This window comes from Chryseobacterium sp. 2VB (genome assembly GCF_005503635.1).
GTDB classification, from domain to species: Bacteria; Bacteroidota; Bacteroidia; order Flavobacteriales; family Weeksellaceae; genus Chryseobacterium; species Chryseobacterium cupriresistens.
The window spans coordinates 74551-88063 of record NZ_SCNC01000010.1; the positions used below are offsets into that span (position 1 = coordinate 74551).

Consider the following 13513-nt stretch of genomic DNA (forward strand, 5'->3'; position numbering starts at 1 on the left):
ATATTCTGGAATCATTCCGTGGATGAACACTTGTCAGATGACATATGTGAAATTCGTATTTTTTATTCATTTACTGATCTTTGGACTTGAAATTATTGTTCAGTATACAACTTCGGAATTTTATTCACAATTTTAATTACTCTTTCAAAATCGAGTCCTAAAGTATCCAGATACCATCTGATATTCTGATAACGCGGAGCATTTTCTATTTCAATAAGTTCTAAGGCCTTCTCCCTTGTTATTTGTCCTTCTCTAATTTGATTACTTCTGAATGTATCATGTTCTGTAAACCCAGCAACAGTATAATATACATAATTATAAAAAGCGGCTGTACCATCACCAATTCTCCAGGTCGTAGTAGTATCGATCGCTTTTTCCCAATTATAGTCGTTTAAAAGAGTATTATCAACCTGCTCTTCATCCCATCTCCAATAATCAAAGATATGATAGTAATCCTGCTTTTCTGTGAAACTGCGATAATATTCTCCAGACAAAGTATCCCAAAGTGAACTATTGAAATACCCAGGACTCTGCATCATTGCTCTGAATCTTTTAGAATGATATCTCAGCTGTTTCATAGCACCATGACTGTATACTCTTTTTTCTTCAAAATCAGGTTCAATATCTAAAAATCCTGTTTTAAAGTGAGTTACTTCCAATGGATTTACACCCCAAAGATTAAGGTTGATCCCTGTTTGCTTTTTGATATCTTCCACATGTCTGAAGAAATGTTTATCTCCTGCAGTAAGCATTGCCATCATTCCTAAATGGGGCGATTTCAGCCATGCTTCAAGGTTCATTCTGATATTCTTTCTTTTCAATGAAATATCTGCGGCAACAATAATGTTTTCCACTCCAAGATCAGCACACATACGACTGATATTTCTTCTACCGAGATCTGTAACCATTCCCCAATCATAGGTATAGGTAACAGGTTTCATTTCAAGCTCTTTTACAATAAGGTGCAGTCCATAGCAACTATCTCTACCTCCTGAAAAAGGAACAATACAATCTAATTCTTTTCCTTTCCTTCTGTAAGGTTCAACCAGTTTAAATAATTCTTCTTTCGGTTTTGGGTTATTTCTTGGTTTATAACTTTTACAATAATTACATACCCCTGCTTCATCAAATTTTATGAAAGGCATCGTCTCCGGAAGAACACATCTGGTACATCTTTTGATGCTCAGTTTTTTATATTCAAGTAGATTTTCTTCAATAGTATTAAATTTAAACTCAGGAATTAAATCTTCCACTCGGCTCTTTTCATCCTTAACTGACAGGTTTTCTTTTGAGACTGGAATATCTAGAATCAAAGGTTCTTCTTTGATCTGTGTAATATTTTCACATCCTATGATTCTAAGCCCATAGCTTTCTGATGCAAAATAAGTTTTGTCCTCATTATATCCTATATACAAACTGCCATTATTAGAGAACAGAAGAAGTTTTCCTTTTTCCGGCAGAGCAAGAGCACAGGCAATAACTCCTTGGCATAAAGAAAGAATCTCTTTAGGTAGATCTTCTATTTTATTTTCTTTATTGGTAAGAAATTCTTCTGCAATAGCTACAATAGCTTCAGAGTCAATTTTTAATTGTCTGCTAACGGATAATTTGCTCCAGACTTCATCTTCGTTTACTATAATCCCATTATGTATTGCACATATATTTCCTCTAATTACTGGCTGATTATCCCCCAGTCCATTAGTAATCAACCTACTATGTCCTAAAACAATATTGTTATTATATGGTTTTACCTTATTCAGTAATTTTTCAATGCTATAATCAGCTCTGTTTACCTTATATTGGTTATCTTGATAATAAATCAAACCACTGGAATCTACTCCTCTTTGTTCGGAATGTTTTACCAGAGTTTGAAACTTTTGTTTATTAATGCTGGTGTTCGATACGACACCAAAAATTCCACACATTTGTTTTATTTTTTAAATCATTTTATTTTTTATTAATCAGCTTTTTCTACAAATTCTAACTAATATATTTTTTGCATATTTAAATAATATTTTTGATATCTGTAAGTCTAATTACAAAATAATATCATTTCAAAAAAATTATTTTATTCACTTGGAATATATTCCGGAGGAGCTTCACCTGTTCTTTTAAAATATTCGTTCTTATTATATTGTATTCTATACTCATACGGCAAATCTATTTTAAAGAGATGGATAAAATAGCTTGAATAAGGAATATAAACATAAGTTGAATAGATATTTTTAACATTTGCTAATATCATATATAATACGAAAAACAGCTTTATTAGAATATTTTTTGCAAACAGATCATCTAAACTTACGGCTAATGCGAGATATAAAAAGGCCGCAAAATATATAGGAACTCTAAAGAAAGTTGGAATTAATCCCACTGTAGCTACTAAAAAGAAATAGAGTATACTCATGTTAAAAACGGTTACTCCAAATGAAGATGATGAGATAATTTTTTTTCTATTAAAAAGGATAAATAAAAAAAGGAAATGGGTAAAAAACCAACCAATGCTAAAATAACTATTATTTTGTTCCTCGATAAACCTTCTATAATAAGAACCTATAAGAAAATTAAGCCATGCAGGAAATGTCTCAATTATATTGATTATGTTTTTTGGAGTCCAAGCTATTGTAAGAATGAGGTATATAAAAAATATTTTAAGATTTGATAGTTTTTGTATTCTGAAAAAATAAGCAATAATAACAATTATACTACTAATGTGAAACATAGAAGCTAATAGCACTAGAATTATAAAATAAGCAAACTTTCTTCTAATTAAAAAATCTAATGCCAAAACAACAATTCCTAAGGCTATCATATACCTTAACGGGTTGTCTACAAATATAAAAAGAGCATTAGTGCATAGAAAAACAGAAAAAGAAAGTAAAAAACGATCCTGACTATATTTCTTTAAAAACCTGACTATTATAAAAAAAACTAAAATTTTCATGATGATCAGGAAAAAGAAAAAAGAAAATCCTAAGAATTTAAATAAAAGAATTAAAAGATAGAAAGCAGGTTCTTTATCTATTTTGCTAAAAGCCTCAATATTAAAGTCGTTATAGATTATTTCATAACTTACCCAGTCACTACCTGTCATATAGCCACCACAAAAAATAATAACAGAGAAATAGATACAAAATTTCTCTATAATGTTTTTTATTTTATCATCTATTTTAAAACGTTTCCTATTGAAGCTGTAAAAAAAGCCAAACAAAATAGGAAATAGGTAATACATCATTTTTATAAAATTTATATAATTCAGGAATCATTTCTTTATGCTCATAATTATTCTTCATAATTTCAGCATTTTTTTTGAAATTAGAGTAATTACTGAAAAACATCTTTAAGTCATTAATACCTGAAAAACATACGCCATTTTTAAATTTTCTTACAAATGTACTTAACGTAAAATTATCTTCATTAACAATAATTGGCACACCGTTATTCGCTGCTGAATAAAGACGGTTAGGGGCGCAATACTTATTATTGAAATTAAAGGAATCATAAAATAAAACCGCTCCATCTACATAATTATAAAAATCACTTAATTCATTATAATCAATGTATCCAAAATTTTTGACTTTACCTTTTTGTTCCTCTTCTAGTTCTGATACAAACTTTTCATAATCATTTTGTGAAACACCAATAAAACATAATTTCCAATCAGAAGGAAGCGTTTCTATAACATCAAATAATTTTTTTGCTCCTCTTTCCTTACTAATTACACCTTGATGTAATAAAATCTTTTTATTATCGTTTTTTACTAAATTCAATTCGTTTAGCAAATCATTGTTAATTTTTCTAGAAAACTGATTTTTGAATTCATAATTATCAACTATAATATGCTTTTTTATTCCATTCTTATTCAATTTGAAAAGAGCTTTTCTTCTATACTCATTTGTAATGATCAGTAATTCACTCCATCGGATTATAGATTTTTCAATAAAATAAAAAAATGGAGAAATATTTTTATTTTTGTAATGATAAAATTCCTTGTCATCATAAACAACTTTAACCTTTCTAACAAAAAGCTTGTAAAACAATGGAGCTATCAAGGTAACTTCATGATGCAATTGAATTGATTGGGGTCTGTAATATAACAGCTTAAAAAAAGAACTGATACTATATTCTACCAATCTTAAAGCCCTAAATATTTTAAATTGATTAAATTTTTCAAAAAATGATTTAAAAAATATGATTCTTGTATTAGTTGGTAATTTGATTGTTTCACTTACATTTACGTCATAATTATATACAACAATTTCATCCTTATTATATGCAGATGACAATGTGTTTATTAATGAAAAAACCCTCCCATCAAAATTTAGATTAGTATTCAAAAAAACCAAATGTATTCTTTTTTTCTTTTTCATAATAAATTAAGATTTTTGACGAAGGTGATATCTAAAAAACAGAAGCTGAATAACAGAATGAATAGCATAAGAAAATAAATAAGCTTTTGCAAATCCCATTGCTCCTTCACTGGATAAGTTATAATAATAAGCAAAACCTAATAACGCAAATGCCCAAATAAAATTCATAAAAAACCCTGACCACATTAAGCCTTTGCCTACTATTGCCTGGCCAAAAACACTGTTTATAGAGCTTAGAATAGCTGAAATTGACAAAATAATCAACACATTACTCCCTCCTATAAAACCTTTTCCATAAAAATTCATAAGAAATTCAGAGAGAAAGAATACTAATAAAGCTACAGTCATTGTTACTACTGCAACTATTGAAACATTCATTTTCAGAATTTTATGAAATGTAGAACTTTTATTATTTTTAGAAAACATAGGTATTGCTATCTGAGAAAAAACTCCTGGCAAAAATAAAATTGCTGTTCTATACTGATTGGCTGCATCAAAAATTGCAAGTTCTTTATATCCATTTATTTGATGAACTATTAACATATTACAAACCCATAAGACAGGGGTAATCATTATACCCGATAAAAATGCAGGTAGAGTAAATTTATATAGAATTGGAAGCTGATCAAGACAGTTAAAATAATCAACCTTAATTCCAAATTCTTTTATTTTCTTTTTAACTTCGAAGTGCCCAACCAGAAAATTGAATAAATAAAATACTGCCAGTCCAATTAATGCAGCATATAAATTTGGATATACTTTAAATAATATCAGCTGTAAAGGGAAGAAGAGAATCGCAGAAATAATACTGACTTTAGCTACTGATTTATAAGCTTCAAATCCAATTAAACTCCCATTATATAGACCATTCAAAGCACAGAGAAAAATTATTAAACTACTAAGCCTTATTTCTCCAGCCAAATGTGGGGCATTTAAATATTCTGCAGCGATATATGGGGCAAAAAGACATATAAGTGCAACAACCAGTATTGCTGATAAGTAAGTAAAAACTATAGCAAGTGCTATAATTTTTCCTGCTTTTACTTTATCATTATTTTTATATTGTGATATAAATTTAGTTGTTGTAAGTCCTATCCCTAATCCTGCAAATAATGTAAATGTACTGATGGTTGATTTAAGCATAGCAAATTCTCCATATTGCTTAAGTCCTAAATATCTTGCCGTTATAAACATTGAACACAGCATTATTCCCTGACTAACCACAGACGCTAGCGTCGCCCAAAAAATACCTTGTCCAATCTGCCTAGGAATATTAGAAAGTAAAAAGGTTTTTAAATTATTAAAAAATTTTATCATGTGTAACTGGTTCTACTTAATGTCCTATAATATTAAAAATTAATTATTAACATTTTCCAAACATGGTATTTTTTTGGCAAAAGACATAATAACATTTAAATGAGGAATGAAAGCTTCTAAAATCAAATATTAACAATATCAGATAACAACGCCTAAATTATCAATATTATTTAGTTGCATATATTCTCTCAATAATATCCACCACTTTCAATCCTTCCAAAGCATTAGTAGTAATGGTATTTCTTCCTTTCAAGACATCTACAACATTTTCAATGATATAATGATGATTGGCTGCAGATCCTTTATAAGCGCCATAATCATTTCCAGGATTTGTTGGTGCTAATTCCGGCATTATATAATCTTTTATATTACAAACCTCTACTTTGTCCATATATTGTCCGCCAATCTTCACAGATCCATTCTCTGCGATAATAGTCATAGAACTTTCAAGGTTCTGATTCCATACTGAAGTAGAATAATTTAATGATCCCATTCCACCATCTACAAAATCAAAGCTAACAAATCCTGAATCTTCAAAATCCGTAAGACCTGCATGATTAAAATCTGCAAATTTTGCCTGAATATTGGTAATATCACCGAAAAGCCAGTACATAATATCGATAAAGTGAGAAAATTGAGTAAATAATGTTCCCCCATCCAGATCTTTCTTTCCGTGCCATGAGTCTGGCTTATAATATCTGTCATCCCGGTTCCAGTAGCAATTAAGCTGAACCATATAAATATTCCCAAGCTTTCCGCTTTCTACCATTTCTTTAACCCATGCGGAAGGGGGTGAATATCTGTTTTGCATTACAGCAAAAACTTGTTTATGCTTATGCAAAGCCTGAAAAATAAGTTTTTCGGCATGCTGCTTTTTCAGAGCCATAGGTTTTTCTACCACCACGTGTTTTCCTGCGTCTATCACTTTATAAGACTGCTCAAAATGGAATCCGTTTGGAGAAGCAATGTTGATGACATCCACCTCAATTCCTGAAGCCAAAAATTCATCCAGAGATGCAAAAAAAGGAACTTCATAATTTTCAATTCCCAGTACGGATTTATCTTTGATATCAATTAATCCTACCAGTTCACATTCCTCATTTCTAGTGATCATTTCAGCATGTCTTTTTCCGATATGCCCGCAGCCAACGACTGCAAATTTTATTTTTTCACTCATTTGTATGTTTCTAAATTTTTGAAACTTTATTATTTTCTAATTTGTATTTTTCTCCACTTTCTTCACAAACGGCAATATTTTCTGCATCAAATTGAAGTCTTTGCCCGAATTCACTCATCCAACCCATTTGTCTGGCAGGGTTTCCCACTACCAATGCATAATCCGGAACTTCTTTTGTAACCACAGCTCCGGCACCGATAAAAGCGTACTGCCCTATATTGTGACCGCACACTATAGTTGCATTAGCTCCGATAGAAGCCCCTTTTCCAACATGAGTCTTCAGATATTCATTTTTTCTGTTTACTGCACTTCTGGGATTTATCACATTGGTAAAAACCATTGAAGGACCTAAGAAAACGTCATCATCACATGTTACTCCTTCATAGATGGAAACATTGTTCTGAACTTTTACATTCTTTCCCAAAACGACTTTGGGTGAAATGACAACGTTCTGGCCAATATTACATTTTTCGCCCAAAATGCAACCAGTCATAAGGTGTGAAAAATGCCAAATTTTGGTTCCGTTTCCTATTTGACACCCTTCGTCGATAATGGCTGTTTCGTGTGCAAAAAAATCCGACATATCTGCTTTATATTAATTAAAATAATTCTTAATTTCTGTAATAATAATATCCAGTACTTCCTGATCAAATTCTGTATGTACAGGAAGAGAGATTACTTCTTTGCAAAGTTTCTCTGTAACCGGAAGACTAAAACCTTCTTTCACATATTGAAGAAAAGCTTCCTGTTTGTAAAGAGGCAAAGGATAATATATCATACTTGGAATATTCTTTTCTGCCAGATATTTTTGTAATCCATCTCTTTTTCCATTTTTCACTCTAAGGGTATACTGATGAAATACATGGGTAGAATTCGCAGCTCTTTTAGGAGTTTGAATTTCTGATATACCAGCAAGATTGGCATCATAATAATCCGCCATTCTGTTTCTGGAAGCTGAATACTCATCCAAATGTTTAAGCTTAACTTTCAATACTGCAGCCTGAATGGTATCCAATCTTGAATTACAGCCTAAAACTTTATGATAATATTTCTTTTCTTGACCATGATTGGCAATCATTCTGATTTTGAAAGCCAGTTCATCATCATTCGTCATCAATGCACCTCCATCGCCATAACATCCAAGATTTTTTGATGGGAAAAATGAAGTACATCCGATATGTCCGATAGTTCCCGTTTTTTTTACGGTTCCATCTGAAAACGTATAATCAGAACCTATTGCCTGAGCATTATCTTCTATAACAAAAAGGTTGTGTTTTTCTGCAAATTTAAGAATTTGTTCCATATCAGCACTTTGGCCATATAAATGAACGGGAACAATCGCTTTGGTATTAGGGGTAAGATATTTTTCAAGATCTTCCAGCTGTATATCAAAAGTATCTTCATTTACATCTACCATTACAGGTTTTAATCCTAAAAGACCAATAACTTCTGCAGTCGCTACGTAAGTGAAAGCAGGGCAGATTATTTCATCATCTGGCTTCAGATTAAGGGCCATCATGGCAATCTGAAGAGCATCTGTTCCGTTAGCACATGGAATCACATGTTTTACTCCCAGATATTTTTCAAAATCCTGTTGAAATTCTTTTACAGCAGGACCATTAATAAATGCGGTACTATCAATACATTCCTGAATACTAAAATCTACCTCTTCTTTTATTTTCAGGTATTGACCTTTAAGGTCAACCATTTGAATTTTCATATTTTTAGTTTTTTGAGTGCACGCATATGTGCATTTTTTTTAATTCATGATCAGCTCACTTATTTTATTTCCTATAGAAAGGCAGGAAGTGGCTGCCGGAGAGGGCGCATTTCGGACGTGAATAATGTTTCCGTTTTTCACAATGTCAAAATCATCAATCAATCCTCCGTTTCTGTCACAAGCCTGGGCTCTTACTCCAGAACCTCCAGCAATAAGATCATTTTCCTGTATTTCCGGTAGAAGTTTCTGAAGCGCTTTTGTAAATGCAGATTTGGAAAGTGAACGGTGCATTTCTCCTATTCCCGTTTTACCATATTTTGCTACAATTTTTCTAAATCCCGGCCATAGCATGGTTTGCATGGTTTCATTGAAATTGAAATCGAAAAAATGGTATCCTTCTTTTTTGAAGGCCAGAACAGCATTAGGGCCGGCTTCAATATTACCGTCAATCATTCTGGTAAAGTGAACACCGAGAAACGGAAAACTGGGGTCAGGTACCGGATAAATAAGATGTTTTACCAGGTATTTTTTTTCATCCTTGATCTTATAATATTCTCCTCTGAAAGGAATAATGACCACATCGTTTTTTTCGTTGGTCATTTTGGTTATCTTATCAGAATATAATCCTGCACAGGAAATAAGTTTTTTGGTCTTAAACTCGGAAATATTAGTGCTGACAATAATTTCAGATCCTTTATCAATAATGTTTTTTACTTCATTATTAAATCTTACTTCACCTCCTGCTTGTTCAAAAAGTTCTTTTATTTTTTTTGCGATTCCAGGATAGTCGATAATTCCGGTTTGTGGAACTTTAATTGCTTTTACGCCTTCACAGTGGGGTTCAATTTCGCGAAATTCTTCTCTGGAAAGATATTTTAAATCCTGAAGTCCGTTTTCAACTCCTCTTTTATATATATTATCTAAAAGGGGTAATTCTTCCTGTGATGTAGCTACAATTATTTTTCCGCAAAGATCATATCGTATGCCGTATTTCTCAGCAAAGTTAATAACGGAATTATACCCTTCGATACAGTTTTTAGCTTTAAGGCTTCCCGGTTTATAATAAATCCCGCTATGGATTACGCCACTGTTATGTCCCGATTGGTGCAATGCCACATCGTTTTCTTTCTCCAAAATGAGAATCTTAGAATCAGGATTTTTCAGTTTAGTCTGGTAGGCTGTAGCCAATCCAACCAGACCTGCCCCAATGATTATGATATCATAGCTCATGATCTTTTATAATCTTGCATCAACCAGATTTCTGTCTAAACATGCTTTGGTATCAAAAACCACAGCATTTTCTTTTTTAAGCAGATCCATATCCATTTCCAGGAATTCATTATGAGATACTGCAATCACTAAAGAATCATACTTTTTACCTTCCTGAAGAGCATCCAGAATATCAATTCCATATTCATGTTTCACTTCTTCCTTGCTTGCCCACGGATCATAAATATCAACATTTACTCCGTAATCAGCAAGCTCTCTGTAGATATCTACGACTTTAGTATTTCTGACGTCCGGACAATTTTCTTTAAATGTAACTCCTAAGATCAAAGCGTTAGAGTTTTTGATCACTCCTCCTTTTGCAATCAGAAGCTTCACTACTTTAGCAGCCACAAACTTTGCAATAGAATCGTTTACTCGTCTTCCGGATAAGATCACATCCGGATGATATCCCAGCTGTTCCGCTTTGTGTGCAAGATAATAAGGATCTACGGAGATACAATGCCCTCCCACCAATCCTGGTTTATATTTAAGGAAATTGTATTTTGTTCCTGCAGCTTCCAATACATCATTCGTATCGATACCTACTCTATCAAAGATTAATGCTAATTCGTTAACAAAAGAAATATTAACATCTCTCTGTGCATTTTCGATAGCTTTTGAGGCTTCTGCAACTTTAATGCTAGGTGCTTTGTGAGTTCCGGCTGTAATGATTTTCTTATATAGATTATCTACTTCTTCGGCAATCTTTTCTGTAGAACCTGAAGTTACTTTTTTAACACTGGTAAGCGTATTTACTTTATCTCCGGGATTAATTCTTTCCGGAGAATAACCTACAAAAAAGTCTTCGTTAAACTTAAGTCCTGAATTTTTTTCAAGAACCGGCACACATTCTTCTTCTGTACACCCGGGAAAAACTGTAGATTCATAAATAACAATATCGCCTTTTTTGATAATTTCTCCTAACATCTTTGAGGCCGAAATCAGTGGATTAAGATCGGGAGCGTTGTATTTATCAATAGGGGTAGGAACTGTTACAATGAAAACATTAGCTTCAGCAATATCAGATAACTGGCTTGTTGCTTTATAACCTAAAGAACCATTAGATTCTCTATATTTTTTCAGTCCGGTATTTAATTTATCAACATCAGCTTCAAGCGTTATATCTTTTCCATTATTAAGTTGATCAACACGCTGTGTATTGATATCAAACCCAAAAACAGGATAATGATCTGCAAATTCAAGAGATAGGGGAAGACCTACATAACCCTGGCCTATAACCGCTATTTTATATGTTGTTGCCATTAACTAAATTTATTTTTTATTTTTTGAAACCAAGATTGTTCTGTATGCTGGTTATAGCCATAACCGTATTTGTTACTGTATCCTAAATTTTCTCTGCTTACATCATTAAGAACAAATCCAACATTTCTGATTTTTTTCTGATCAATATTACTGTTGGCAAATTCCAATAATGCCTTTTCTGTATATTTAGATCTGGACACGTAAATGGTTACATCAGAAAGCTCAGCAATAAGGAAAGTATCTGTTACAAGGAGCAATGGTGCAGTATCCAGAATAATGTATTCATATTTCTCTTTCAACTCCCTTAGAAGGATCTCATAACGGCCGTTAGATAACAATTCTGTTGGGTTCGGAGGAATCATTCCTGAATAAATTACATCCAGGTAAGGATTAAAAGATGATACATGAATAATATCTTCAAGTTTAGTCTCGTCATTGTATAGATATTCCGTAAGCCCGGCAAGTCCTTTTCTGGCAGGATTATATCTCTGAAGCTGCGGGTTTCTGATATCAGATCCTATGATAATTGCTTTTTTCTTGGGATTCGCCAATGTCAAAGCTAAGTTTACAGATGTAAATGTTTTCCCTTCTCCTTTTACCGTTGAAGTAACAAATACTACTTTTCCTTTTTTCTCTTTTGAGAGCATGAAATTCATATTGGTAATAAGAATTCTGAACGCTTCCGCCATAGGAGTAATATCATTCATTTTAACAATCTCAGAATCTCCTTTTTCAAGACTTGGTAGTTCTGCAATAATAGGTGCATGTACTAACTTCTCTAAATCATGTTTAGTAACCACCTTATTATTAAACAACTGTGTAAAATAAATAAAAGCAAAAGGAATTAATAATCCAAAAAAGAAAGAAGCACCTAAAATCATCTCTCTCTTAGGCGAAACAGGTACACCAGAGGAATAAGCTGAATCTACAATTTTTGCTTTAGGAGCACTAATTGATTGGGCAATAGCAGTTTCTTCTCTTTTCTGAAGCAATAACAAATACAGATTTTCTTTAATTTGTTGTTGTCTTTCGATACTTCTGAACATTTTCTCAATGGAAGGCAACTTTGATATCTTTCCGGAAACTACATTTTGTTCTCCTAAATATTCACTTCTTGCTAGCTCAAGTCCTGTTTTGTTTTTCTGGAGGCTCTGCATAATAGAACTACGCATAGCGTTAATTTGTTTCGTAATATCTACAACCGCGGGGTTTTCTGATGTAGCGGATTCTAAGAACCTGTTTCTTTGCAGTACTAATTGATTATAAGAGGAAATTCCATTTGTAGCCTCTACATTACTCAACCCAACATTAGCCGGAAGAACCTGATATTGGCCTTGATTTGAAACATAATTAATCAATGAGTTTGTCAGCTCCAATTGGGCATCTATTTCCAATTGCTTAGCTCTTGCAGCAGCAGAGCTTTCTAGACCTATCTTAGCTTCAGTTTCTATATCAATAATATTATTCTTTGATTTAAAACTTTCTTTTTGATCTTCAACTTGTCCAAGCTCTCCAGATAATTTTTTGATTCGGTCTTCGATAAAATCTAGTGTCTTTTTTGACTCTGAATTCTTATCAGACATTGCATCATTATTATAGGCTACAACTAAATTATTTAGAATGTCTTCTGCTTTTAATATTTGTGGATAATTAATTCCTAATCTGAGTACAGTTGCTTCTTTATTAACTAAATCTACACTTAATCCTCCTTGTAAACTATTTACTTTGGCATCTACTGTAGAAATCTGCAGCTCTAAATTTTTCATATCAACTGCAAGATTACCAGGAGCAAATTCTTTATTCTTTGTAATGATTATATTAGCAAAGGGTAAACTTATAGTTTTCCCATATGTTGTAACAATTTCTTTTGAAAGGCTTTTTGAAGTAAGTGTAAGTTTATCTTTATCTATTGTAAGTTTTACCGGACTTGCAGGTTTATCACTGTGTTTTTCTTCAATAACCTTAACGTCTATAGGACTCGTTTGTTTATATAATTCTACTTTAGTAACCCTCCCTTTACCAATAACATTTACCTGCAAATTTTGGTTGATAACAACCTCACGCATCATTTTTTTAGACTTCAGAATTTCTATTTCGTTGGCAATACTATTTGTTTTCAGACCTCCTAAACCCGATAAATCTGGTAATACTCCCAAATCACTTCCCATGATGGGTGAAGAATTTCGAGCATCTTTGATCAAAACTGTAGTTTGAACATTATATATCGGTACCATAAACTTAAGCGATATATAACCTATTACCAAAGCAATAAATGCACTTATAATAAACCAAGGCCATTTTCTCAAATATGGCTTTACAATTTCACTAATATTAATGCTACTTGAGTTGTTTTCTACTTCTGAAAATTCTGAAGATTGCTGGTTATCCATCAATTTT

At 32.3% G+C, this 13513-nt stretch carries 10 protein-coding genes; all 10 read right to left on the reverse strand.

Annotated elements, in window-relative coordinates:
• Positions 1 to 92 precede the first annotated feature (92 nt).
• The gene (locus FFS26_RS11455) at positions 93 to 1925 is read right to left on the reverse strand and encodes a glucosamine 6-phosphate synthetase (protein WP_110010023.1); all 1833 of its coding nucleotides are present in this window, start codon (positions 1923 to 1925) and stop codon (positions 93 to 95) included.
• Positions 1926 to 2068: 143 nt separating this feature from the next.
• Positions 2069 to 3235, reverse strand: coding sequence for an EpsG family protein (locus tag FFS26_RS11460; RefSeq protein ID WP_110010024.1), 1167 nt, complete (start codon positions 3233 to 3235; stop codon positions 2069 to 2071).
• On the reverse strand, positions 3183 to 4370 hold the full coding sequence (locus tag FFS26_RS11465) for a glycosyltransferase (protein ID WP_110010025.1): 1188 nt from the start codon (positions 4368 to 4370) through the stop codon (positions 3183 to 3185). Before FFS26_RS11465 ends, FFS26_RS11460 begins: the two co-directional genes overlap by 53 nt.
• Before the next feature lie 6 nt (positions 4371 to 4376).
• The gene (locus tag FFS26_RS11470) at positions 4377 to 5687 is read right to left on the reverse strand and encodes an oligosaccharide flippase family protein (protein ID WP_110010026.1); all 1311 of its coding nucleotides are present in this window, start codon (positions 5685 to 5687) and stop codon (positions 4377 to 4379) included.
• Between the two features lie 166 nt (positions 5688 to 5853).
• Positions 5854 to 6864, reverse strand: a complete 1011-nt coding sequence (locus tag FFS26_RS11475) for a Gfo/Idh/MocA family protein (protein WP_110010027.1) — start codon at positions 6862 to 6864, stop codon at positions 5854 to 5856.
• A 10-nt stretch (positions 6865 to 6874) separates the two neighbouring features.
• Positions 6875 to 7447, reverse strand: a complete 573-nt coding sequence (locus tag FFS26_RS11480; RefSeq protein ID WP_110010028.1) for an acyltransferase — start codon at positions 7445 to 7447, stop codon at positions 6875 to 6877.
• Between the two features lie 12 nt (positions 7448 to 7459).
• Positions 7460 to 8584, reverse strand: a complete 1125-nt coding sequence (locus FFS26_RS11485; protein ID WP_110010029.1) for a DegT/DnrJ/EryC1/StrS family aminotransferase — start codon at positions 8582 to 8584, stop codon at positions 7460 to 7462.
• 39 nt (positions 8585 to 8623) lie between these two features.
• Positions 8624 to 9814: an L-2-hydroxyglutarate oxidase gene (lhgO, locus tag FFS26_RS11490; RefSeq protein WP_110010030.1), complete on the reverse strand. Its 1191-nt coding sequence runs from the start codon at positions 9812 to 9814 to the stop codon at positions 8624 to 8626.
• 6 nt (positions 9815 to 9820) lie between these two features.
• Positions 9821 to 11116 (reverse strand): nucleotide sugar dehydrogenase, encoded by a 1296-nt coding sequence (locus tag FFS26_RS11495; protein WP_137905083.1) that lies wholly within the window; start codon positions 11114 to 11116, stop codon positions 9821 to 9823.
• Positions 11116 to 13506, reverse strand: coding sequence for a GumC family protein (locus tag FFS26_RS11500; RefSeq protein WP_110010032.1), 2391 nt, complete (start codon positions 13504 to 13506; stop codon positions 11116 to 11118). The genes FFS26_RS11495 and FFS26_RS11500 overlap by 1 nt, the downstream gene beginning before the upstream one ends.
• Positions 13507 to 13513: the final 7 nt, after the last annotated feature.

Coding starts and splice junctions, on each gene's coding strand:
- FFS26_RS11460 (WP_110010024.1), bottom strand. CDS start 3,235: ATGATGTATTACCTATTTCCTATTTTGTTTGGCTTTTTTTACAGCTTC.
- FFS26_RS11480 (WP_110010028.1), bottom strand. CDS start 7,447: ATGTCGGATTTTTTTGCACACGAAACAGCCATTATCGACGAAGGGTGT.
- FFS26_RS11455 (WP_110010023.1), bottom strand. CDS start 1,925: ATGTGTGGAATTTTTGGTGTCGTATCGAACACCAGCATTAATAAACAA.
- FFS26_RS11485 (WP_110010029.1), bottom strand. CDS start 8,584: ATGAAAATTCAAATGGTTGACCTTAAAGGTCAATACCTGAAAATAAAA.
- FFS26_RS11495 (WP_137905083.1), bottom strand. CDS start 11,116: ATGGCAACAACATATAAAATAGCGGTTATAGGCCAGGGTTATGTAGGT.
- lhgO (WP_110010030.1), bottom strand. CDS start 9,814: ATGAGCTATGATATCATAATCATTGGGGCAGGTCTGGTTGGATTGGCT.
- FFS26_RS11500 (WP_110010032.1), bottom strand. CDS start 13,506: ATGGATAACCAGCAATCTTCAGAATTTTCAGAAGTAGAAAACAACTCA.
- FFS26_RS11475 (WP_110010027.1), bottom strand. CDS start 6,864: ATGAGTGAAAAAATAAAATTTGCAGTCGTTGGCTGCGGGCATATCGGA.
- FFS26_RS11465 (WP_110010025.1), bottom strand. CDS start 4,370: ATGAAAAAGAAAAAAAGAATACATTTGGTTTTTTTGAATACTAATCTA.
- FFS26_RS11470 (WP_110010026.1), bottom strand. CDS start 5,687: ATGATAAAATTTTTTAATAATTTAAAAACCTTTTTACTTTCTAATATT.